Source organism: Paenibacillus sp. DS2015 (assembly GCF_050433705.1).
GTDB lineage: Bacteria > Bacillota > Bacilli > Paenibacillales > Paenibacillaceae > Paenibacillus_AQ.
This window is the reverse complement of record NZ_JBNPWS010000005.1, coordinates 42,731-66,745: the sequence shown is the minus strand read 5'-3', so window position 1 is coordinate 66,745 and position 24,015 is coordinate 42,731. Positions and strand designations below refer to the sequence as shown.

The following is a 24,015-nucleotide window of genomic DNA, read 5'->3' as shown; positions in this document are numbered from 1 at the left end:
GATGTTGATGTCAATTCTGCAAATAGATTCAGAGGATATTCCCCCATATGCGATTGTATGCGGAGATCCGAAGCGAGCTGAGATGATCTCTCAGAGACTTAAAGGGGCTAGAGAGTTAGCATTTAGCCGTGAATATCGTACTTTTGTGGGCGAATATGAAGGTGTGAAGCTCGCTGTGGTGAGTCATGGTGTGGGTTGCCCTGGTGCGGCTGTCTGCTTCGAGGAATTAATCCGCGCTGGTGTGAACACTTTGATACGAGTCGGTACAGCTGGGTCATATTCAGAGGATTACCCTGCGGGCAGTCTAGTTGTTAGTACAGCTGCGGTTCGTACGGATGGGTTAACACGTCAGTTGGTACCCGAGGGTTTCCCTGCGGTCGGAGATAGTCAGGTCGTTAATGCGTTGTACCAAGCGGCTACGCTAGGAGATGGAGTGACTGCTAAAGGTATTACGGTAACACTGGACGCCTTTTTTGCCGGTGTTGAGGAGATTCCTCATCTAAAGTATAAGCAGGCAGGGGCCATTGCCGTTGAAATGGAGATTGCAGCTCTTTATATCGTTAGTACACTTCGAGGGGCTCGTGCCGGAGCGATCCTAGCGATTGACGGTTATGCGGATGCTGAATTAGCTGAGGTCTATGATCCACATACGGATGCAGTGGCGCGCGCTGTTGAGCGAGAGATTGAGGCTACCCTGCGTGCTATCGTGACATTAGCGCATGAAGATGAGGCGGGAAGAGCCTGATAAGTCATTGTAATTGAAGTGGAAACCGTTACGAATGAATCAAGGAAGCCTCCTAAACCACAAAAGTGGCTAAGGAGGCTTCTATTTAGATTGAGCTAAAGACAAACCCTCATATTCATGATTTTCTTTAGAAATGATTGAACTTGGGAGCGCAAACTTTAGTTCAATCTATATATTTATATTATTATTGTTTGTTGACTCCCAGTTATTGAACTTGGGGTTGCTGATTGAGAATAGCCGTTTTCGTAACCAACTGTTGTGATAAATCAGCTTGTAAAAAATTGATTTGTTGGATGTTTGCTTTCAATTTACTTATTCGACTCATTTTACTGCTTAAGTCGTGGGCTGAAGTACTTAATTCCATATCTTTTTGTAATTGATTTATTTTAGAAAGTGCCTTTTCGGCCTTTTTCTTTTCATTATCACTTTTGATATGAATTTCAGCTATTTCCTTATTTAATCTATCTACAATAGATTTAGTGAAACTAATAGCCATTCTGATACCCCCTAATTGCGTAATAACGCTGTGACATCATTCTACTATAAATCGACCATTTTTTCTTGTCAATTTGATTAATTCTCCAACATTCTAGGGTTTATAAATGTTAGTGCTTGATATAAAGCCTAATGGCTTCTTTTTATATGCGGATTAACCGTGAAGTAATATTTTGGGAGTTGAAACTATATAAGAACATGCGTTTCCATTATGATTTTAATAATAGAAGTGTTAACTTGGCACGTTGTGGCTATGTTTGGTAAGCTGTTCACTACATAGGGTAAGAATAGTGATAGTTAATAGGATAGATGCTCCTGATTATTTGAATTTTGAGTGGGAGGAATCGACTATGAAATTGTACGTAACCGTTAAAAGTTTGGGTAAACGTAAGAATATACTAACCAAAATTGAGATAGAGCTTCCGATCATTCCGACAACACTGAAGGAGCTTATTACGGAAGTTGTTATTGTGAATGTGCAGGAGTTAAAGGATAAGCAACAAAGTACTGCGCTGATGCCATTCTTAACAGGGACGGAGATCAAGGCGCGTGGAGAGAGTGGAAAGGTAGGATTCGGCTCGGTGTATAACGAACAGAGTCCTGATGTTGCGAAGGCGGTAGGGACCGCATTATTAGCTTTTGAAGATGGATTATATAAAGTATTTATTCGTGAAGAAGAGCATAGTCAATTGGAATCACCGCTTAAGCTTATGGAAGAAGATGAAATTGTATTTATCAGGTTCACAATGTTAGCTGGAAGCTATGGTTAAGGGGAGATAAGGAATAATGGAGAAACATGCACAAGAGAATCGTTATTATGCATTATTACAAGAAAGAGCAGCGGGGTTAGATCCTCATCTCTCTCCACTAGCGAAATTAGTGGTAGAGTTGGGACAAGAGGAGTATGTGCGTCAGGGTGAAGATTGTTTCTTGAAATGCGAAGAGATATTGTATTCACTTGCTGCGGGGAATGATGAGATATTATTCGATCCACTGGTGAAAGTTGTAAAATTACTTACGAATGAGTACACGGGAGAGATATTGGATTATATTACTAATCATGCGACTGGATACCCTTATGGCACAGGATATGAACGTAGACCTTTTCGTACATCGGAACGGAGTGCCCATATGGGCCAGGTGATTAGCAAGATGAGTTCGCTTCTATCCATGGATTGTCATGAATTCGCAATTATAGATTATTTGACGTTAACGGATTATCCGTTGAAGCAGAATTATCAGTTGGCACAGGTGATTAGTGATGTCATCGCTTTCGAGCTGGATTGTAACAATACAGAGGTCATTGCGGCACTTAAGGAAATTGTATATGGAGATAATCAGACGGCATTACTTACTCACGGGATGATTAAAGGGATATTCATGAGTCACGATGCGGACTTGTATGTGATGATGGGTGAGCTATTAGCAGCTGCTCGATTACAAGAGGGGCTTCGTCAATCCATCGTGGAACGAATGGACGAGGGAACGCTTGAGGCGAACCTGTACATGTTGAAGGTCATCATTGACAAAGGTTTTATTCGTTATAGTTCTGTCGTGAGAGCGCTTGGTGTATGGACAGGTATGGGGCTGGAATCAGCGAATCAACGTGTAGCGGGACAATTGATCGAAGGCGCCTATCGTGTCTTAAGTGATGAATCCATTCGGACGTCATGGTTGTCTAGTGACAATGCGAACCACGTCTATTTAAGTTTATGGGCTACAGCGGTATATGAAGAACGTGATTTATTCATTGGAATTAAACACTTGATGGAGCAAGGTGCGCTGTATCAGCAGATCATTGCACAGTATGTACTTGTGAACAGTGAGAATAGAGAGATTCGTTATGGGATTGCTAGACAATATCTAGATGTTACGGACCCTGAATTACAGTATTGGATTCTATCCAACTACAGTTATGAGTACACACATAATTGGCTAATAGAGGAAGAGAATGGGCCTAGCGTCTCGGTTGAACGTATGCCACTTCTGGAGGACAAAGAAGAACGTCGACGTGAATTTGAACAGCTCATGGGAATGTTCCTTGGCATGACTCTCAAAGGAATATCCGCACCTTCCAAAGTGTTAGATTTTGCGCATGTTCATTACACGCCAGACCTCCCTATTCGTAAGATGCTATACCTGGCTGCTTATGATATGGACAAGGAATGGATTGCCACAATCATTGCCTTAAAGGATCGATTAAGTGCGGATATGCGGGGTGAGTTGTTATCTTATTTCATGCAGGATACGGATGATTTAGCACAGCGTGAATTTATATTCACGTCTCTATCAGATAAAAGTATGAGTAATCGTGAGAAGGCACTCGATAAGGCTAAGAAGTTGATATTATCGGACGATGAGTTGAAGCAGGTAGAAGCTTTGTTAAAGTTGAAGACAGGTTCCTTACGTCAAAGTGCGATTGAATTACTGTTGCGTCAACCTGAGGATAGCGTGAGGATCTCTCTAACTCGGTTGTTACAAGGTAAGAGTGAATTACAGCGCATAGCAGGGTTGGAGTTGATTGTCGTGATTTATGAGGATAGTGAACGGAAGAAGCAGTATGAGGGCTTGAGTTCGTTGCATCATTTCATTGAGAATCCCACACCTAAGGAACAGCAATTGATAGGAAGACTTAGTCACAAGAATGAATATACGGCAGCGAATGGCTTCGGTCTATTTGATCCCAATACCATCGAGCCTTGGCTTACAGAGACTCCGGTTATAGGAGAGTTCGAGTGGAGTTATATCTTCAGGTTGTCTGCGGAAGATGTTATTCGTTTTCTCACTGGGCTGGAGCAAGAAATTCATAATCATCGTGATCATGAGTATGAGGTAGAGTATTACTCTGGTTATAAGGATACGTTGCTGTTGGGTGCAGACTTAAGCAGGATTCGTCCGTTTCAAGAGGAAGAGAACGAGACATCTGAGCTTGCGAAGTATCCGCTACACGAGGTGTGGAGAGATTACTTGGAGCGGAGCAATCTAGGAGCATATGAATTAATGCAGATCTATTTCTATTCTCAACTTGCCCCACTGGATCAGACGTTGGACAATTATTGGGGTTTCACTGATGAGATGGATTATGCTGAGCTTGAGAAGCATACGCTGTTGGAGGGTTGGCGTAAGGAGTTTACCGAGCAGGTGTATCCGGTTACCCATATTCAAGAGATCAAAGATGCGCTCAAAGGATTTAAGTATAGCAATCAGATCAGCAACCTTCTCTTTGCTTACTTCATGGATAGCGATAAAAGCTCGACATTTGATTTAACGATAAATGCTTTGAATGCTTTGATGCAAGCGATGCCTAAGAAAAAGGTATCCAAAGAGTGGGTAATATTGAAGATCTTAGCGACTCCATGGCTCGCAATGGCCCGAAATCGTATCCATGATGATGACAGCTTTAAGCGAGTGTTCCATACTTTCTATGCATTTAATAGGATGAATCCAGAGGAGCATATGGATTCGGTACTTGAGCTAAAGGACTATTTCCGTGCCTTTGAAGCGGGGATGATCGGTACAGGAGAAGTATATCTGGAGTTATTAGGTAGCCAAGACAGTCGCTATCATATTCGTAACATGACATCTAAGCGATATGATGGGATAGACCATGGGATAGACCATAAGCCTGAGTTAGTTACGATTCGTCAGACAGTTGTTGAGAGAATTCTAGATGTGGAGCTCGAACGTGGTGATCTAGCTACGGAGGTAACCCCTCTAGCCATGGGGCTGGAGCGAATCGAGGGTATTGAACATTTCATTCATATATTATCGGGCTTACAGCACGAAACTTTCATCCGAGGTTATGTCTATGGATATGGGGATAGCATTACGAAGAAGGAATCTTTCAGTCACCTGCTTAAGAACAGTTATCCACGTGAAGGTGAAGATGATACTCTTTTGAGACAAATGCTAATAGGTCTTGATATTACGGAGAAAAGATTGCTAGAAGCAGCTATGTACGCTCCTCAGTGGTTAGATATTGTAGCTAAGTATTTGAATTGGGAGGGTCTGCGCAGTGCGGCTTGGTATTTCCATGCGCACATTAATGAAGGTTTCTCCGCTGAGAAAGAAACGGTTGTAGCCCACTATTCACCGATCTCAGGGCAAGAGTTTAATGATGGTGCCTTTGATATAAGATGGTTTAAAGAGGCTTATGATACGTTGGGAGAGCAGCGGTTCGACTTATTGTACGATTGTGCTAAATATATCTCCGCCGGTGCCAATCACCGAAGATCACAACTTTTCGCAGATGCCACACTGGGGAAGCTAGATATTAGGGAAATACAAAAGTCCGTAGAAGATAAACGGAATAAGGATCATTTGCTCTGTTATAGTCTTATTTCATTGCGAGACGATCGTGACCAAGATATTCGTGAACGATATGAATTCATTCAACGTTTTCTTGTGCAGAGTAAGAAGTTTGGCGCTCAGCGTCGGGCAAGTGAAGGCATGACTTCGCAGATTGCCCTTAGCAATTTGGCGAGAAATGCAGGGTATGGAGATGTTATCCGGCTGATGTGGGATATGGAAGCGCGGAAGTTGGATGATATGCAAGCTTTCTTCCAGCCACATAAGCTAGATGAGGAGACGACAGTACAGCTTCGTATTGATGAAGAGGGGAAAACGGTAATTGGCATTACTCGAAAAGGTAAAGCGTTGAAATCCGTTCCTGCAAAGTACAAGAAGGATGAATATATTGCCGCTTTGAAAGAAATGAAGGTTGAATTGACAGATCAATACCGGAGAGCGCGTAAGGAGCTAGAACGCTCTATGGAGTCAGGTAATACATTTACTTTGCAAGAATTGAAGGGGTTATCAGGGAATCCGGTCATCACACCCCTATTGCGAACGCTGGTGTTTAAAGCGGGAGAGGTGCTGGGATACTTCGATGCAGCCACACTCGGACTCATCGATCCAGCGGGTAAATTAGTTCTGATTGGGGATAAGGAAGAACTCCTCATTGCGCACCCCCTTCATTTATATAAAAGTGGCCACTGGAGTCAGTATCAGAAGGACCTATTCAATCGTCAACTCCGTCAGCCATTCAAGCAGGTGTTCCGTGAGTTGTATCTTCCAAATGTGGATGAGCTGGCTCAGGGTACGATATCTCGCAGATATGCTGGGCATCAAGTACAGCCGGGGAAAACGGTCTCCTTACTCAAAGGTCGTCAGTGGACCATTAGTTATGAAGAGGGACTTCAGAAGGTATACTATGCAGAGAATCTGATCGCCAATCTTTATGCGATGGCAGATTGGTTCTCTCCTTCGGAGATTGAAGCGCCTACGCTTGAGACGGTTCAATTCTTTGATCGGAACACCTATAAGAGCGTTGCCTTGGATAAAGTTCCTCCTATCCTATTCTCAGAAGTGATGCGCGACGTAGATTTAGTCGTGAGTGTGGCGCATGTCGGCGGCGTGGATCCAGAAGCCAGCCTGACAACGATAGAAATGCGAAGCGTGATTGTCACAGAGTCACTTCGCCTCTTGAAGATTGATAATGTTCGTGTAGAAGGTAATTATGCTCGAATTGATGGCTCTCTTGGTGAGTATGGGGTACATTTGGGTAGTGGTATGGTTTACAGACAAGCTGCAGGCGCGATGCATATCGTTCCTGTACATTCACAGCATAGAGGCCGAATATTCCTACCGTTTATAGATGAAGATCCGAAGACAGCGGAAATTCTGTCGAAGATCGTCATGTTGGCTGAGGATAAGAAGATTAAAGATCCGCAAATTCTAATGCAATTGCAATCATGATGAAAGAGGATGGACTTTTTACAGATCTATCCAGAAGACAATTGGCATAATATGCGGGGGAGGGGTACCCTGTTGAATAACTGAATTTATGCGCAAGTCACGCTATAATAAAAGTATGGAATAAAAGTATGGAATAAAAGTGTGGAATAAAAGTGTGGAATAAAAGTGTGGAATAGAAGCTTAGAGTAGAGGTCTAACATCCGGTTAATGGATGTTAGGCTTTTTTTTATTGTTATAATAATAGGCTTACCAAAGCCTTGAAGGAAAGCTGGGAATAGGCTACAATCGGTGTAGAATCTATTCAGAAAGGGGACTTAAGCGTGAACAAACCGTCGACAACGAAGAAATCAGCCACGTCTTGCCCCTCGACGTACAAGACATTCAGCATTGCACTCCAAGCCTTGGTTTTCCTGAATAAACAATCTAACAGATGCTCGAGCAGCGACATCGCATCATTTCTTCATTCTGAAGCAACCGTGTTACGCCGTATATTCGCAGCATTATCCCGTGAACAAATTATTCAATCCCGTGAAGGCAGAGACGGTGGATACCGACTGGGAAGAAATGCTGAATCCATTAGTCTGGCGGATGTCTATTCTGCACTGCAAATTCACGATGCCATTAGTGACAGTATGTTGGATGCCGTTAGTGTGCATTGCTACGGTCATCAGATCAATGATGCTTTCTCAGATGTCTTAGCAGATATTGAAGAAAGTACACTTTGTGTGCTTAAATCACGGACCATCGCGGATATTTCCGGAAAAACCATTTGATTATTTGGTGTTGACAATAAAATATATTGGATATATACTGTGCGAATAACAACACAGTAAAATCATACAATTAACTGTGCATTTAAATGCACAATATAATGTTAGGAGGTTATGATCTATGTCAACTCAAACAACACAAGATTTCCATAGCGTTGTAAAAAGTCGTCATTCTGTTCGTCAATATGATTCGTCAGTGAAAATTTCAAAAGAGGAAATGACGGAAATACTTCAGGAAGCCATTCTAGCTCCATCTTCAAGCAATTTGCAGCCGTGGCGTTTTCTCGTGATTGAGCAAGAGGATTTGAAGAAAAAGCTGCATCCCATTGCCTTTAATCAGGGTCAGGTACTACAGGCATCCGCTGTTATTGCCGTTTTTGGGGATATGGAGTGGTATGAGCATGCGGAGGAAATCTATTCCGATGCAGTTAAAGCCGGCTTTATGACAGAAGAAGTCAAGCAAGCATTTATTGCATCAGCCGAGAATGTATATCGCCATATGGATGAAGAACGCAAGAAGAGTATTCTCTATACGGATGGTGGTCTAGTCTCCATGCAGCTCATGCTTAGTGCACGCGCAAAGGGCTATGATACAGTGCCAATGGGCGGTTATGATAAAATAAAACTTCATGAAGAATTCAATATCCCGACCCATTATGAGAGTATCATGCTAATTGCCATCGGCAAAGCTGAAGGTCCGGTTCATCCAACCTCTAGACTTCCACTGGAGAAGGTGACCTATTGGAATGAAATGAAATAACGAAGCATGATCTTTGATCTGGTCACACAGCGCCAATAAGGAAGCCTCATTTTGCGGCTCTTGGCTCTTGAGAAAGTCTCGCTAGTATTCGTAGTCAACGATCCCTGTGGAGCAACTTAATTTGTGAAACCTTGGTATTCGTGTTAACATAATGGCAACTATAATGATCGGAGGGTTCTCGAAGATATGTACATTAATTTCCGTTACAACACTTTGTGCCACTAATTGAATAGTGCAAAGGCTCTGCTTCTTTGGTAGAGCGAACGGGATGAGTCTGTATATTTTTCGAGGTACCCAAAAATGATGGATTACGTAGATATGTGCGTAAATACATGGGAATCAAGAAAGAAGGCGAAATCTGCCTTCTTTTTGTTTTTTTTGAGATGATTTATTTAGAAAGACTATAAGGTCACATGATGATGTGGCCTGAGGTTCTTTCCTTGTAAATGGATTACTCAAACTTTTACTACCTCCCATCATAAGACTATTCCGTTCGCTCAAACCACAGGAGATCGGCCTGAGGTTTTTTATTATGAGGAATGAGATGGAGGTTTTGATATGGAAGAACAGCATCAAAGAGCGATTATCGTAGGGGTAAACTTGAGTCGTCAGAAGGAATTCGACTTTGAATACTCGATGGAAGAGTTGGGTAATTTAGCATCGGCTTGTCATGTTGAAGTGGTGGGTCAGATTACGCAAAATTTAGAACGGGTGAATAAATCGCATTATATTGGGCGTGGGAAGGTTCAAGAGGTCAGGGATCTATATGAGGCGGAAGGCGCGAATGTCGTTATTTTTAATGATGAATTGTCTCCCTCGCATATCCGTAATCTAGAAGCTGATTTGCAATGTAAGGTCATTGATCGGACCATTCTAATCCTTGATATTTTTGAGAGAAGAGCGAAGACGAGGGAAGCTCAACTCCAAGTTGAAGTGGCCCAACTGCAATACATGCTCCCAAGGTTGATTGGACTTCGTGAATCCTTAGGTCGCCAAAGTGGGGGTGTGGGCACCAAGAATAAAGGGGCCGGAGAGACGAGATTAGAGCTGGATCGCCGTAGAATTGAGGATAAGATTAGTGCTTTGAATAAGGAGTTAGAGAACCTTGTGTTAGGAAGGCAAACGCAGCGTAAGCAGCGCAAAAATACGGGTATTCCCGTAGTGTCATTAGTGGGTTATACCAACGCGGGGAAATCAACGATTATGAATGCGATTATAGAGACGTTTAGTTCTACTAATGATAAAATGGTGTTCGAAAAGGATATGTTATTCGCTACATTAGAGACATCCGTTCGTAACATCCAACTACCTGATCACAAATCATTTTTGCTTACGGATACCGTTGGATTTGTAAGTAAATTGCCGCATCATCTGATTAGGGCATTTCGATCGACCCTTGAAGAAGTGTCTGACGCCGATTTACTCATTCATGTGATTGATTATTCAAATCCGCAATATGAGCAGTTGATCCAGATTACGGAGCATACACTCCAAGAAATTGGAATTATCAATATCCCGACCCTTTACGCATATAACAAGTGTGATCGGGTAGAATGTGATATTCCGAAGGTTGAAGATAACAGCGTATATCTTGCAGCTAAATCAAGAGTAGGCATCGCGGAGCTGGTGGATCGGATTCGGGATCATATTTTTAGAGATTACATTCATTGTGAAATGATGATTCCGTATGACCAAGGAAAAGTGATATCGTATTTCAATGAACATGCCAACATTACGGCAACGGAGTATAAGAATGAGGGGACTCGCCTAACCTTAGAGTGTAGAACGATGGATTTTGAGAAGTATCAGGACTATGTGATCGAATAAAAGAGTGTAAGTGTCAGGACTATATGATTGAATAAAAGAGTGTAAGTGTCACATATGTAATGAAATAAAGGATTACATATGTAAAGAAACAAGTACACACATATGTTGAAGCCGGTATCCATATGTAAAAAAGCAAGGGCTATAGGCAATCATGCCGAGAGTCCTTGCTTTTATTCTGTACTAAGGGCTCAAAACCCAACTTAATGCTTGATGAAATGATCAAGGACTGATTTCATGGGTTGAGCCCGTCTTCGTGCCCAAAGTCTGATTTCATTTAACTGGAAAACCTCCTGCTAAATGTCGTACAGAATCCATTATTCTCAATCTAACTGGAATTTCTCCCGTTAATTCCACCGATTCTACTTCACCATAGGCTCTTAGTCTGAATTAGGAGGATAAATTCCAGTTAAATCCTCTTTCAGCAGTGTGCCAGTCACATTTTCTAGAAAATGAATAACTGATTATCTCTGGGTTGAGCCCGAATATTGCTGAATTATTATTTAGCGATTAGATCTTCGGCATTACCACCTATGGGTGTCGTTGGAGCTTCTCCTACAGGGAACGTCGAGGAGAAGGTATCCGCTGTAGTCGCTGAATATTTCGCAACGGGTTTATAATCGGCTGACAGGTAGGTGACTACGGTAGACTTTGAAATAACTTGAATGTACATTTTATCAGGATCAGGACTGTTTACGGTGAAATATACGGTCGCAGTCTTATCCTTATTAAATTCAATCCGTTCAATAGAAGCTGAATAGCCGGGGTTCGGTAGATTATCTACAGTAAGCGAAACTTTATTTACTTCGTCTGTAGCTTTCTCTACTTTAACAATAGCTTCATAGGATTTCACAGGTGCTTGTTCTTCTTGTATAGGCTTGATACTCTTGGCGAATTCAGCAGCATCATAGATCCACACGGCTGCTTCGGAGCGGGTGATGGCATCATTCGGACGGAATGTATCATCATCGTTCAGAGAAATGAGATGCATATTCAAGAGCGTTTGCAAGCTGTTTGTAATGTTCTGAGGAAGTTTTTCGCCATCTGCGATGTGGAAGAACATCTCGGTCGTTACGAAATCACCCTGAATGATTAACGCTTGATGCAGTAAATGTGCAAATTGTGAGCGAGTGATGACACCATTAGGATTCACGGTCTTATCTACGGATAGTCCGTTCTGATGAGCAATCAGGAAAGCATCAGCGTACCAAGCGTTATCAGCCACTTTGGCGAAGTAATCACTGGCTTTGGATGAATCTGTAGACTCCGAATCTAGGGTTAGATCAAAAGCATTAACGATGAATTGAATTCCTTGAGCAAAAGTTACGTTAGATTTAGGCGCGAATTTGTCATGGGTGACACCGCTGATGACGCCAGACGATTGTAGCGCATTGATCTTGGCGGCAGCGGGGTCGCCGGACAGATCTGAGAATGCAAAAGCGGAAGCACTTAAGGAAAACGATGCTGCCAGAATACCGCAAGCTATAACTGTACTTTTGGTACGGCGTTTGAATGGTTGTTTGTTCTTCATTATTAATTCACCTCTACTCTTATAGATGGATAAAGGCTTCAAAAGGTTGCAGATTGGACAAAAAAATATCGAATTGCGTATGATCACGCCAATGATTAAACGTAAAGAACCACTCGTAAAAGAGCGTTTCTTACGTTTAATCTAATGCTCTTGCTAAATCTTCAATGAGATCCTCGCTATCTTCAATCCCGACTGAAATACGAATCAATCCCTCTGTAATCCCAAGTTCCTCCCGGCGATCTTTAGGAATGGAGGCATGAGTCATTCTGGCAGGAACAGAGATTAGGCTCTCCACAGCGCCTAGACTTTCAGCGAGGGTGAAATACTTCAATTTACTTAGTACATCAGCTACCTTATCAGCATGACCTACATCGAAGGATACCATTCCCCCGAAGCCCCTTGCTTGTTGCTTGGCCACATCATGTTGGGGATGGCTAGTCAAGCCGGGATAATTAATGTGTTGTACAGCCGGGTGTCCAGATAGAAAAGCGACAACTTCTTTCGTATTCTGTTCATGAGCTTCCATGCGTATTCCTAATGTCTTCAAGCCCCGCATAAGTAGCCAAGAATCTTGGGGGCCGAGTATTCCACCTGTAGCGTTCTGAATGAAGTGTAATTCTTCCCCTAGTGTGTGATTGTTCACGATAGCGAGACCCGCAACCACATCGCTGTGGCCTCCAATATATTTAGTCGCGGAATGTAGTACGATATCTGCGCCAAGCGCAAGGGGTGTTTGCCAGTAAGGTGTGCTGAATGTATTATCGACAATCACTAGCAAATCTTGCAATTTAGCCCATGTAGAGATCTGCTTAATATCCGTTACTTTGAGTAAGGGGTTCGTGGGGGTCTCGATATAGATAGCCTTCGTATTCGGTTGTAGTGCTTGTGCAACCTTGTGTAGATCCGTTGTGTCCACAAAAGTGGTATGAATACCAAGTCGATTCAATATTGTCGTGACAATCCGGTACGTTCCCCCGTATACATCATCTGTCACTATGATGTGATCGCCAGTGTTGAATAGGGTCAGAACTGCATGGATAGCCGCCATCCCGGAACCGAAAGCAAAGCCACGAGTGCCTTCTTCTAAATCTTTAATGAGTTCTTCTAGGGCATGTCTAGTTGGATTACCCGTCCGGGAGTACTCATAACCTTGGTGGACGCCGATCTCTTTCTGCTTGTAAGTGCTGACCTGATAGATAGGAATACTTACCGCACCGGTGTGAGGATCGCTAGAGATCCCGCCGTGGATTAGCTTTGTTCTGGGTTTCATGTTAGATGCCCCCTTCGTAGATCTGTTTACTTAAATAGCGTTCGCTACTATCTGGAAAAATGGTGACAATATTACTCTCTGGAGAGGCCGTTTGAGCTTCGATAAGTGCGGCATGAAAGGCAGCGCCAGAGGAACTTCCCACGAGTAACCCTTCTCGTAGGGTGAGTTCCTTCACTCTATTGAAGGCATCTTCGTCACGAATAGTATAGATTTCGTCGAAATAAGACGTGTCCATAAAGGGAGCCAGCGACTCGACCCCAATACCTTCAGTCTTGTGTGATCCGGGTGCACCTCCAACCAGGATAGAGCCTTCGGGTTCCACAATAACTGTTCTAACCTTAGCATTCTGTTCTTTTAGATAGTGTGAGGTGCCCATAAATGTGCCCCCAGAGCCAGCACCAGCTACAAAAATATCAATCTTACCCTTTAAATCGCGCCAGAGCTCGGGTCCGAGTGTCTTATAATACGTTAATGGATTGGCTGGATTAGAGAATTGTCGAGGGCTGAAGGCACCCGGAATTTCCAGGAGGAGTTCCTCAGCCTTGCGAATGGCCCCAGTCATTCCTTGCTCATGAGAAGTATTGATTACGGTTGCTCCCAATGCTCTCATGAGTTGTTGCTTCTCTGTACTGAATTTCTCAGGAACGACGCAGATGAGGGACACCCCTCGACCGATAGCGGCTATAGCTAGTCCAATCCCGGTATTTCCTGCAGTTGGCTCAATAATCGTACCGCCTGATTGCAATTGTCCACTGTTAAAAGCACTTTCGATAAGCTGCATACCTAATCGATCCTTCACACTCCCTCCAGGATTCATGAATTCCAATTTGGCAAACAATCGCACGCTATGGGGGAGCTCGAAGTGAGTGATTTCCAAGAGTGGAGTATTTCCAATAAGCTGATGAACATGGTTATAAAGAGTCATGAGCAGAATCCTTTCTATTCGTTAGTGACTCCAGATCCCTAGATCACTAAATCATATTGGAAGATGGAGTCCGAGATGGAATCCTATATTTGTAACTGGCGCTAAGTCCATATCCATGAGATTGAGGTGGAAGGTGCGCATCTTATTCGTTGGTACTCATATTGATATTGGGATTATTTTTCTGTGCTCTCGAAGCCTCAATCAACCAAACGTAGCGGTTAAGCTGCTTGAACGTGACGGAGAATCCGTGACGTATGAATATGTCCCTGAGCACTCCGCGTGTAGTGTAATATTCGGTTTGCAGATCTTTAAGTAAATGACTGTGACCTAGTAGCCTTACATGATCCTCAGTATCCTTACGAGCTTGCTCATCTATAAATAGGGTGTCTGCAAATACAATTTTCCCAGACTCTCCGAGGAGATTATTATAAATAGAAATAGCCTGTTCTTTTTCAATATCCGTTAAATGATGGAAGGCATAGGTGCTAACGATTGTATCGATATTATCCTCAATGGTAGGGAAGTCAAGGAAATCTCCGTTAAGTAGGACACAAGGGAGATCGCGCTTCTCCATTTGAACACGCATCCCTTCGGAAGGCTCAATGCCATATACTTGTAGTCCTCGTTGAAGCAATTGTTGGGTCAGATTTCCTGTACCTACGCCAAATTCAATGACAACACCAGCGGATAATGAAGCCACTTCAGCTAGAATGTGCTCATAGTGTTCAAAAACTTCTCTGTATTCGGGGTCATCACCTGAAACCGTCTGATTATAATTTTCTGACCATTCATCAAATAAGTCTATAAACTCTCTACCCATCCTCTAGCACCGCCTTTTTAAGAAATGAATTCGTATTATATATTTACACATTATTCCAATGTACATTGTCGGGTTACAAAATTGGATACAGCAACAGAAATATATCATTCTATGAAAAGAGTTGGATTCGTCAAAACAAGTCAAAATCTCACTATTTTCACCGTAGTCACCTATTATGTTTACTGCTATAATAGGAACAAATTTCAATCTATTACCAAAGGGGGTGGGATGGGGGAGATGATGTCGCGTCCAATTAAGGTATCCTACATAAGTGAGAATCTAGCCGTATTAACCAATAAAGGAGGATGCTAACGATGACATTACATAATAATTTTTACATAGGAATGATACATCTTAAGAATAATGAATTTGAGCAGGCACGTGAGTTTTTCCAACAAATCACTGATGCCGAACCTGGTAATGCTGAGGCACATGCTTGGCTTGCAGCGACTTATGGGCGTCTGATGGAGTTCGGAAGTATGCTGGAGAAGATAGCGCTGCTACCCGTCTTCGAGCGTGAGGTAGCTACGGCATTAGAGTTGAATTCCGAACTTGTCCTGGCACGGCAAGTCAATGGATTGAGGCTGCTTCTAAAGCCTAAGGATTTCGGGGGTGATCCAGAACAGGCAGTACGGGAACTAGAGTATGTGATAGAGAATGGCGTCTATGAATGTGAAGTATTCTATTTGCTCGGGTTAGCTTATCTTGCAACGGAAGATGAAGTAAGAGCAGCTAACGCTTTCACACAAGCATTGGAATGTGACCCGGAGCATCTACCAGCACAACAGCAGATTGAGTTTCTACATCAAGATCCCTCTCATTAATCTATTGAATCTAGAAACATGAAGAAGCAGAAAGAAACTGTAATAAAAAGTGATAAGGAGTAAAAATAAGTAAAAAAAACAAGTAAGAAGCAGTAAGACAACTAGTACATAACAGATAAAACAAATAAAACCACTGCCCCATAGGGGACAGTGGTTTTTGGAATGTCTAATCTTATTTGGCGCTATCTAAAGCTTCTTGAGGTACCTTAATTTCTTTAACGCTGTTATGGTTGTTTATTGTGCTGCTCATGTCCATCACCATACCGACTTTTTGACCTTCCATTTCCATTTCCATTTCCATCTTTACAATCGTATTGACAGGGAAGTAATTTTTCTTGTCAACGGAGTAGGACATTTCCATACTTTTGATGTCCATTTGCTCAAGTAATGCGGCCGTTTCTGGGTTGCTTCCAGCGCTCTGTTCCATGTAACTCTTAGCAATTTCCTTCACATCAGGGCCAGATACAGTAGCTTTGAGTAGGTAGTTGTCACCTTCTTCAGTTACTTCAACTTTATCAATGATAGCATTGAATTGTTCTACTTGTTGTTCGGGACTTCCTTGTGACTTCATTTGTTCTAATAGTGGAGCTGCAGTCTCAGCAGGTAGCTTCATCCAAACGTTACCCGTGGAAGAGTAGATTCCATCTGCCGTAATATATTGTTTAATATCTTGTCCCGTTTCGGTACCAGGCATCGTTAGGTTAATTTCTTGATATACGGCAAAAGGTTCTTTAACCATATCATTCTTCAGCTTCATGTGAACCTTTTGTTCTTGTTCTTGATCTCCTGTGCTGATGACCATGTTCTGATCAATCGTACTGTCCATGGAGAAACTCTTGAGATCAGCACCCGCTGCGGTAACCTTCTCGATTAGTTCTTTAGCAGTAGGAACTTTTGCATCCTCTTTCGTTGTTGTCTCTGCTGTTGTGTTGGCTTCTGACGTGGCTGGTGTATTATCACTCTTTGCCTCATCAGTGCTACACGCTGTAATACTTACTACTAATAATGCCCCTAATAACATAGCTGTCCATTTTCTCAAAATCTTATCCCCCTAAAATAATTATGTAATCTATTAATAATAACCACATTGTAAGCTTCGAAACAGTGAATTCCGGCAAATGGGTCTGAACGCCTATCAAAAACATGATTTAGCCCTATCATTTAATAAAGTTATTTTCATGTTTGTGTATCAAAATTAGGTATATTTTCTTACAAAATATATAATATGTAAATAATTGTTTAATTTACTTGCGATTGTATTCGAATTTCAATATGAATTGATTTTACATTTCGTCCAAACCGTTCTTTGCTGCTCATCATATATTGAATGCAGAAAGGAGGTTGATCATTATGGTAGAATCGCAGAATGTAAGTATATCTCAGGTTTTTCCTCGTCTTACTGTGTTTTCAGACGAGAATTTCCGTGGGAATAGCCGGATTCTCAGAGGTAATTTAGGGATTCGTAACCTAGAGAACGTTCTAGGCGGTATTGAAAGTCTCAGATTCTTCTCTACAAATCCCAATGCTACCTTAGTCTTGTTCACGAGAACTAGATTCCGTGGGAATTTCAGAATTCTTCGTGGGAATCGTAGTATCCGGGATTTGGATGATTTACTTGCAGGTAATGATGTAGAATCATTGATTTCATCGAATCAAAGATTAACTGTAGCACAGGTCAGAATCATCCGTAATACGGGCACTTTACCAACTGGATATCGCGTCATTTAAAGAGATGAGTGGTTTCATTAATTTAAAAGCAGTCTTTTCTGTCAAATGACAGAAAGCTGCTTTTATTTATTTCAGCTAGAGAATTGCAGAGAATAGGGTGAGAAATCTTTCTGCTCTTTTTTAGTTCTTGGGAGAAACCATAAATGAGTCGCTGTGAATACAGTGGCTCTTTTACGTGCTTATGGATGTTGATCACAGGGTGACATAGGTTGAGGTGCCACCTGTAATCCTAATCTTCTAAACGCATAGCTAAGTCTATTCGATAGTGCTAGCTATAACAATCCGAGCATCTGTAGTCCGTATAGGATCCCGTCTTCATCCACAGGCTTGGTTACATATTTCGCGGCTTGCTTGGCCTCGGGAATCGCATTTCCCATAGCTACACTATTGGTAATGGTCGACAGCATTTCAATATCATTCAGCGCATCTCCAAAAGCATATTGGTGTTCTGGGGCGATGCCTAACTTGTCCGTGATTTGGCGAATGCCCTTCGCCTTCGTACCTCCCGCTGGAACGACATCTACAGCATTTTGATGCCATCTAACGAAATCGAAAGATTTAAATATTTGTTCATAGAAGGATTCCTCCTCCGCTCGGCACATAAGTAGAGATTGATAGATGTCCCGTCCTTTGTGATACAAAGGATCGTGAGAGGGGATTACTGCGGCTTTTAGCGTGTTAATTGTTTTAGCTACAAATTCATCATTTGGCACATTCGCCTTCATATCCTCATGATCCATGTAGACCATCGCATGTTCATGGAGAAGAGCTAACTGGGTCAAAGCCTGCAATGCTTCTCTATTCAAAGGATTAGTATAAACAACCTCTCCTCGGAGTACGGCATATTGACCGTTATAGCTAACGTAGGTGTCAATTCCAAGTTGTTCACGAAGGTCCTTGAACATAAATGGTGCCCGTCCTGTTGCGATTGCAACTTCGTGCCCTCGTTCTTTTAAATCAAAGATCGCGCGTTCCGCAGACTGGGGAAGCTCTTTATTATGGTCTAGAAGGGTGCCGTCGATATCGAAGAAAATAATACTGTTCTGGAGCATGCTACACCTAATTTCTCTACATATTGTGTTACGATCGTACATTAGTCTAATTATAACAAAGAACGAAGAGGATCATTCTATTAAAAAATAGCGCCTTAGCGACAAAACTGTGGATAATTCAAAAATAATTTGTTCGAATTTTGATTTTGTGGATAACAATTTTGAATATTTGAAAACTTGTCCACTAGTTATCCACTCTATCTACAGGGGAGAGTCAATATTCTCACTACAGCTGATTATCTAATCTTCATGTGATAGAATATGCACAAGCTTTGCCTCTTCAGGTGAACTTGAATATATCGCCCTAGGAAGTGATGACCGAAATGATAGACATTCATACGCATATACTGCCTGGAGTGGACGATGGCGCTCAGTGCTGGGAAGATACGCTGGATTTGGCCAGAGCTGCAGTTTTAGAGGGAATTACAACGATGATCGCAACGCCGCATCATGCGAATGGGGCATACATCAATAGGGCAGACGAAGTTGTAGAACACGCCCGACATATTAATGAGAGGTTAGTAACGGAAGGTGTACCGCTTACGATTGCGACGGGACAAGAGATTCGGGTGCATGACGATTTACTAGATGCTTGGTCTAGGAAGGAGTTACTTTCGCTCGCTGATTCTCATTATGTGCTGATTGAGCTACCTTCTTCGCGGATTCCGAAAGATATGGATGAGTTATTACATGAACTAAATATTATGAGAGTAAAGCCTATTATTGCTCATCCTGAACGGAATGCAGAGATCGTGAAGCATCCGGAACGATTGGCTGAACTCATTGAGAGAGGTGCTTGGGCACAAGTTACCACACATTCCCTACTCGGTGGCTTTGGTAGACGAATCGAGAAGGCGGCTTGGTCGCTATGCAGAAGTGGTCTCATTCATATCGTTTCATCGGATGCACATCATGTAGAACGTAGAGGATTTCGGTTGCGTCAAGCCTATGATGTGATCCGTGAGCGAATGGGCGAGCCGTGGGAGAATTATTTTCTGAATAATGCACAATGTGTGATTGAAGATAAGCCCTTTAGCAGTAAACCAGAGTCAACCTACTCGGAGGGTGTTTTACGTCGTTTTCTGTCCTATTTTCCACATAATTAAAGTAGTTTAAGACCAAGATAACCGGATTTTTAGGGTAATTTGGTCTTTTTTGTTATTCATGATAAAAAAATGTTCGTTTATGCCAGGAATATATTTTGCAAGAAATAGCATAATATGTCGAATTATATTTTTTTATATCCTGATTTTATAGGACGGTGACCAATAGTCCCTAATTTGGTGATAATAAATCGTTAATTTGAGCCTAAATAGAGCCTGATTTGCTATTGATTTATAGATTTTAACCCTAATATGACCTAGGTGAAATCCTATATTATATAAGGGGAATTTACTTTTTATAGTGACATATGAATCAGTCTGAAGACGTCATTTTCGAAAAAAAAGCAATAAAGCGGTTACAATGTGTGAAAATATTTAATTCGGGTACTATAAATTGGTAATTATTTGGTGTTTTATTACTAAAATTAGGAGTACATACTTACGAAAGCGATTTTGAAAATGAGTAGGAATGTCTAATCGACACCATGTCTTTATTCCCTCAAGAATTGCTGAAAATTGTGTCATACTATAGTCAAAGGTTAAAGTTTTGTCATATGTCATAATGTTCCTGCATGGATCGAACCCAAATAGTTAAGTTCCATTAATCAATGAATATGAACGCTTGACTTGATGAATGGAGGATGTCAAAGATGAATGTTTCGAATCAGGAGCAGAAGCGAGTAAGGCTGAAGCAATTTTTGAAAATACTATCGGAAGACCCTTATCTATTAAATCAAGATGGATTAGAGAAATTGAGATCATTATCTGAAATTGTGATATTAACAGGTTATAAGTCGAGAGACGGACTTGTTAATATGGCTGAGCTGGTGTCGCTACTGCTGAAGAAGATGGGAATTGAAGCTGGGTCAGAGGATTTGATGGAATGCGTCATGGAAGGCGGGTCGGTGGACAATTTCATGACACAGCGTAACAAACGCTGAATAACCGCCATTAACCAAGTAGTATGCTCTGTTGAGCCGTCTATGAAAACGTGCGTCTGTATGTTCGCGAAATGAATAACTATGTATCTTATAAATTCATAAAGTACGATTATCCATAGAAATTATTATTTCTATGGATAAATCACATCTTCAAGGTCGCTTTTTGAATAACTAACGTTGATATATTATTCGTAATGAATGATTTATTGTGCCGAAGCGAAAAGACTGAATAAGTATCGGAGGAAAGAATGTGGAATTGAAACAATACTGGTTAATCGTCAAGAGAAGATTGTTGTTAATAGCACTGATTATTTCGGTGAGTTGTTTATCGATCGGCATTTATTCCTACTACTTCATCACACCACAGTATGATGCTTCAGCTAAACTAATCGTCAACCAGTACAAGGATAGTAGCTCGCTAATACCGAGTATAGACGTCGGTTCGATAAACTCTACGATTGGGTTGATCAAGACCTACAAAGAAATTATCAAAACACCACGATTGATGAAGATTGTCGTCAAAGAATATCCCGAGCTTGGTGTGAGCTATGGTGAGCTCATCAGCAAGGTCAACGTAAGTTCTGTAAATGAAACACAAGTCATGTCTATAAGCGTCAGGGATAACTCATATGAGAAGGCAGCTAATATCGCAAACGCCGTTGCCGTCGTGTTTCAGCAAAAAATTCCTGAGCTCATGAAGGTCGATAATGTGTCTGTCTTGGACAAAGCCGATCCTAAGGAGCTTCATGGTCCAGTAGCTCCCAATCCTAAGCTCAATATTGCGGTTGCTTTCATGTTGGCATTGATGTTTGGAATAGGAATCTCCTTCCTACTCGATTACTTGGATGACACGGTGAAGACTGAAGAGGACATTGAGAATCTACTGGGAGTTCCTGTACTCACTTCAATTCCAAGATTTAAAGAAACGGATTTCACGGATCGGAGCAGTAAAGCTCCGCTTACGTCACCGGTTGGGAGGGAACACAATGTCTCACTCGATTCCTAAATGGAACCTTATAACGGAGCATTATCCGAAATCACCGATTTCGGAAGGCTATAGAATATTACGGACGAACATCGAGTTCTCGACGATAGACCAGACGCTACAAGTCATTATGGTCACCTCATCTAAACCGAGTGAGGGGAAAAGTACCACCAGCGCGAATATGGCCGTTGCTTTCGCTCAAGCCAATAAACGAGTACTTCTCATCGATGCAGACTTAAGGAAACCATCGCAGCATCATATTTTTGGAAAGTCCAACCGGAGTGGTTTAACATCGGCGTTGTTTAAACAGAAGGAGCTCAGTGAAGTTATCCAACAGTCCAATACGGAGAACTTATCTATTATTCATGCAGGTCCAACACCACCGAATCCATCAGAGTTGTTGTCATCGAAACAAATGGCTGCGCTGCTTGCGACAACTAGGGAAATGTTTGATGTGATCATCATTGATACGCCACCGATCTTGTCTGTCACAGATGCACAAATTGTAGCCACCCAAAGTGATGGCGTTGTACTCGTCATAGACTCGGGAAAAGTAAAGAAAGAAGTGGCACTCAAAGCGAAGGCGTCACTTGAGCATGTGAATGCGAGGCTGATCGGCGTCGTCCTAAATAACATTAATCGTAAACATTCAGATTCCTATAACTATTACTACGGCGAAAGAAACGACGACTAGCACCATATTGTCATACGTGGATTGAATAGGAAGGTAATGTCTCCTGCACCTCTAACACCGGAGGCACTCGATCATGCTGTGGGTCAGCCGACCTTAGACGTTCGTCGTCAAGGGTGTGATGTGAGGAAGGGTTCAATGCCCTTGTACAATACCAAAAAAATAATAGGATAGGGTGAAATCGTACATGAAAAAAGTAACCAAAGCCATTATCCCCGCTGCAGGACTAGGCACTCGTTTCTTGCCAGCAACAAAAGCAATGCCAAAAGAGATGCTTCCCATTGTCGATAAACCTACCATCCAATACATCGTGGAAGAAGCTATTGAATCGGGTGTTGAAGACATCATTGTCGTAACGGGTAAAGGTAAACGCGCGATTGAAGATCACTTTGACATCGCCTTCGAGCTCGAACACATTTTAGAGGAAAAAGGAAAACTCGACATCCTTGAAAAGGTTAGAAAGTCATCCAATGTGAATCTTCATTATATAAGACAAAAAGAGGCCAAGGGACTTGGACATGCGGTATGGTGCGCACGTAATTTCATTGGCAACGAGCCATTCGCCGTTCTTCTTGGGGACGATATCGTGGAAGCTGAAGTACCCTGCACTAGACAACTCATCGAGCAGTATGAACGTACCGGGCGATCGGTCATTGGCGTTCAGACCGTAGGTGTGGATCAGACGCATCGGTACGGAATTGTAGATCCGGGTGAGAGAACAGAGAACCTGTATCAGGTTAATCGGTTCGTAGAGAAACCCCCGAAAGGACAAGCACCTTCCAATCTGGCTATTATGGGTCGTTACGTTCTTACCCCTGATATCTTTGAATATTTAGGAAGACACGAGCTTGGCGCAGGCGGAGAAATTCAACTTACGGATGCGATTCAAAGGCTAAATGAGGATAAAGGTGTGTACGCCTTTGATTTCCAAGGCACACGTTACGATGTAGGAGAGAAGCTTGGTTTTATTATGACTACGATTGATTTTGCACTTCGAAATAATGAACTTAGGCACGAACTGTTATCGGGGCTTCAGGAAGTTATGGAGCGTGAACTTGGTAAACAATTAATAAAGTAGAAGGGACTGATCGAGATGACATCTCCACAATATCGGGATGAAGCGATTCTAGGTGTTACGAATTATTACTCGCATACGAGGGCTCAACAAGAAGGTATTACGCTATATTCGATGCTCAAACGTGCGATCGATATCATCGGCTCATTCGTAGGTTTAATTCTATTAAGCCCACTGCTTGCCTTGATCGCTATCTTGATCAAATGGGAGGACCCATCCGGCTCTATTTTCTTCTATCAGACGAGGGTAGGTAAGAACGAGAGATTATTTCGGATGTACAAACTTCGCTCAATGTATACGGATGCCGAGTCCAAGTTAAAAGATCTTCTCGATCAGAATGAAATTAGCGGTGCTATGTTCAAGATGAAAGATGATCCACGGGTGACGAAGGTCGGAAGATTCATTCGCAGAACGAGTATTGACGAGCTTCCACAATTGATTAACGTACTTAGAGGTGAAATGTCCTTGGTAGGTCCGAGACCCCCTCTTACGAGAGAAGTTGCAGAATATACGTCTCATGATAAGAAGCGTTTGGCTGTGATCCCAGGTTGCACAGGGTTATGGCAGGTAAGTGGTAGAAACAATCTTTGCTTCAAAGAAATGGTTGAACTCGATATTACTTATATTGAGAAAAGATGCATTTGGTTCGACATCAAAATAATATTTCGTACGATGAAAGCCATGGTCGGCTCCCAAGATGCATTTTAACTAAGAAATGG

The 24,015-nt window shown here is 42.1% G+C and carries 21 protein-coding genes; 14 read left to right on the top strand and 7 right to left on the bottom strand.

Annotated elements, in window-relative coordinates; translation table 11 throughout:
- Position 1: 1 nt before the first annotated feature.
- Complete coding sequence (locus J2T13_RS06715) at positions 2-745, top strand: nucleoside phosphorylase (protein WP_429369572.1); 744 nt, start codon at positions 2-4, stop codon at positions 743-745.
- 205 nt (positions 746-950) lie between these two features.
- Here the strand turns inward: J2T13_RS06715 and J2T13_RS06710 are convergent, their stop codons facing one another.
- The gene (locus tag J2T13_RS06710) at positions 951-1,241 is read right to left on the bottom strand and encodes a hypothetical protein (RefSeq protein ID WP_429369570.1); all 291 of its coding nucleotides are present in this window, start codon (positions 1,239-1,241) and stop codon (positions 951-953) included.
- Between the two features lie 349 nt (positions 1,242-1,590).
- On the opposite strand from J2T13_RS06710, the gene J2T13_RS06705 reads away from it, so the two are divergent.
- From J2T13_RS06705 to hflX, 5 genes are all read left to right on the top strand, one after another.
- Positions 1,591-2,010 (top strand): hypothetical protein, encoded by a 420-nt coding sequence (locus J2T13_RS06705; protein ID WP_429369568.1) that lies wholly within the window; start codon positions 1,591-1,593, stop codon positions 2,008-2,010.
- A 16-nt stretch (positions 2,011-2,026) separates the two neighbouring features.
- Complete coding sequence (locus J2T13_RS06700; protein WP_429369566.1) at positions 2,027-6,997, top strand: DUF4132 domain-containing protein; 4,971 nt, start codon at positions 2,027-2,029, stop codon at positions 6,995-6,997.
- Between the two features lie 320 nt (positions 6,998-7,317).
- Entirely contained in the window at positions 7,318-7,770 is a 453-nt protein-coding gene (locus J2T13_RS06695; protein WP_429369564.1) for an RrF2 family transcriptional regulator, read from the top strand.
- 118 nt (positions 7,771-7,888) lie between these two features.
- Positions 7,889-8,527 carry a nitroreductase family protein gene (locus J2T13_RS06690; RefSeq protein ID WP_429369562.1) on the top strand — a complete coding sequence of 213 codons (639 nt, stop codon included), beginning with the start codon at positions 7,889-7,891 and terminating at the stop codon, positions 8,525-8,527.
- 558 nt (positions 8,528-9,085) lie between these two features.
- Positions 9,086-10,354 (top strand): GTPase HflX, encoded by a 1,269-nt coding sequence (gene hflX, locus J2T13_RS06685; RefSeq protein WP_429369560.1) that lies wholly within the window; start codon positions 9,086-9,088, stop codon positions 10,352-10,354.
- Positions 10,355-10,850: 496 nt separating this feature from the next.
- On the opposite strand, the gene J2T13_RS06680 is transcribed toward hflX, so the two are convergent.
- From J2T13_RS06680 to J2T13_RS06665, 4 genes are all read right to left on the bottom strand, one after another.
- Positions 10,851-11,882: a protease complex subunit PrcB family protein gene (locus tag J2T13_RS06680; protein WP_429369558.1), complete on the bottom strand. Its 1,032-nt coding sequence runs from the start codon at positions 11,880-11,882 to the stop codon at positions 10,851-10,853.
- Positions 11,883-12,018: 136 nt separating this feature from the next.
- Positions 12,019-13,152, bottom strand: coding sequence for a bifunctional cystathionine gamma-lyase/homocysteine desulfhydrase (locus J2T13_RS06675; protein ID WP_429369556.1), 1,134 nt, complete (start codon positions 13,150-13,152; stop codon positions 12,019-12,021).
- A 1-nt stretch (position 13,153) separates the two neighbouring features.
- Positions 13,154-14,029, bottom strand: a complete 876-nt coding sequence (locus J2T13_RS06670; protein ID WP_429369803.1) for a PLP-dependent cysteine synthase family protein — start codon at positions 14,027-14,029, stop codon at positions 13,154-13,156.
- A 190-nt stretch (positions 14,030-14,219) separates the two neighbouring features.
- Positions 14,220-14,897 (bottom strand): class I SAM-dependent DNA methyltransferase, encoded by a 678-nt coding sequence (locus tag J2T13_RS06665; RefSeq protein ID WP_429369554.1) that lies wholly within the window; start codon positions 14,895-14,897, stop codon positions 14,220-14,222.
- 314 nt (positions 14,898-15,211) lie between these two features.
- Between J2T13_RS06665 and J2T13_RS06660 the strand changes: the two genes are divergently transcribed.
- Positions 15,212-15,721 carry a tetratricopeptide repeat protein gene (locus J2T13_RS06660; protein WP_429369552.1) on the top strand — a complete coding sequence of 170 codons (510 nt, stop codon included), beginning with the start codon at positions 15,212-15,214 and terminating at the stop codon, positions 15,719-15,721.
- 172 nt (positions 15,722-15,893) lie between these two features.
- On the opposite strand, the gene J2T13_RS06655 is transcribed toward J2T13_RS06660, so the two are convergent.
- Positions 15,894-16,760 carry a DUF6612 family protein gene (locus J2T13_RS06655; protein ID WP_429369550.1) on the bottom strand — a complete coding sequence of 289 codons (867 nt, stop codon included), beginning with the start codon at positions 16,758-16,760 and terminating at the stop codon, positions 15,894-15,896.
- A 311-nt stretch (positions 16,761-17,071) separates the two neighbouring features.
- Here J2T13_RS06655 and J2T13_RS06650 point away from each other — a divergent pair, with 311 nt between their 5' ends.
- Positions 17,072-17,449, top strand: coding sequence for a hypothetical protein (locus tag J2T13_RS06650; RefSeq protein WP_429369548.1), 378 nt, complete (start codon positions 17,072-17,074; stop codon positions 17,447-17,449).
- A 272-nt stretch (positions 17,450-17,721) separates the two neighbouring features.
- Here the strand turns inward: J2T13_RS06650 and J2T13_RS06645 are convergent, their stop codons facing one another.
- A complete protein-coding gene (locus J2T13_RS06645; RefSeq protein WP_429369546.1) occupies positions 17,722-18,501 on the bottom strand; it encodes a Cof-type HAD-IIB family hydrolase in 780 nt (259 codons plus the stop codon).
- Positions 18,502-18,824: 323 nt separating this feature from the next.
- Here J2T13_RS06645 and J2T13_RS06640 point away from each other — a divergent pair, with 323 nt between their 5' ends.
- From J2T13_RS06640 to J2T13_RS06615, 6 genes are all read left to right on the top strand, one after another.
- Entirely contained in the window at positions 18,825-19,607 is a 783-nt protein-coding gene (locus J2T13_RS06640; protein ID WP_429369544.1) for a tyrosine-protein phosphatase, read from the top strand.
- A 647-nt stretch (positions 19,608-20,254) separates the two neighbouring features.
- Positions 20,255-20,545: a hypothetical protein gene (locus J2T13_RS06635; RefSeq protein ID WP_429369542.1), complete on the top strand. Its 291-nt coding sequence runs from the start codon at positions 20,255-20,257 to the stop codon at positions 20,543-20,545.
- Positions 20,546-20,795: 250 nt separating this feature from the next.
- Entirely contained in the window at positions 20,796-21,551 is a 756-nt protein-coding gene (locus tag J2T13_RS06630; RefSeq protein ID WP_429369540.1) for a YveK family protein, read from the top strand.
- On the top strand, positions 21,532-22,224 hold the full coding sequence (locus J2T13_RS06625) for a CpsD/CapB family tyrosine-protein kinase (protein ID WP_429369538.1): 693 nt from the start codon (positions 21,532-21,534) through the stop codon (positions 22,222-22,224). Before J2T13_RS06630 ends, J2T13_RS06625 begins: the two co-directional genes overlap by 20 nt.
- Positions 22,225-22,408: 184 nt before the next feature.
- A complete protein-coding gene (gene galU, locus J2T13_RS06620) occupies positions 22,409-23,299 on the top strand; it encodes a UTP--glucose-1-phosphate uridylyltransferase GalU (protein ID WP_429369536.1) in 891 nt (296 codons plus the stop codon).
- Between the two features lie 15 nt (positions 23,300-23,314).
- Positions 23,315-24,004 (top strand): sugar transferase, encoded by a 690-nt coding sequence (locus tag J2T13_RS06615; protein WP_429369534.1) that lies wholly within the window; start codon positions 23,315-23,317, stop codon positions 24,002-24,004.
- Positions 24,005-24,015: the final 11 nt, after the last annotated feature.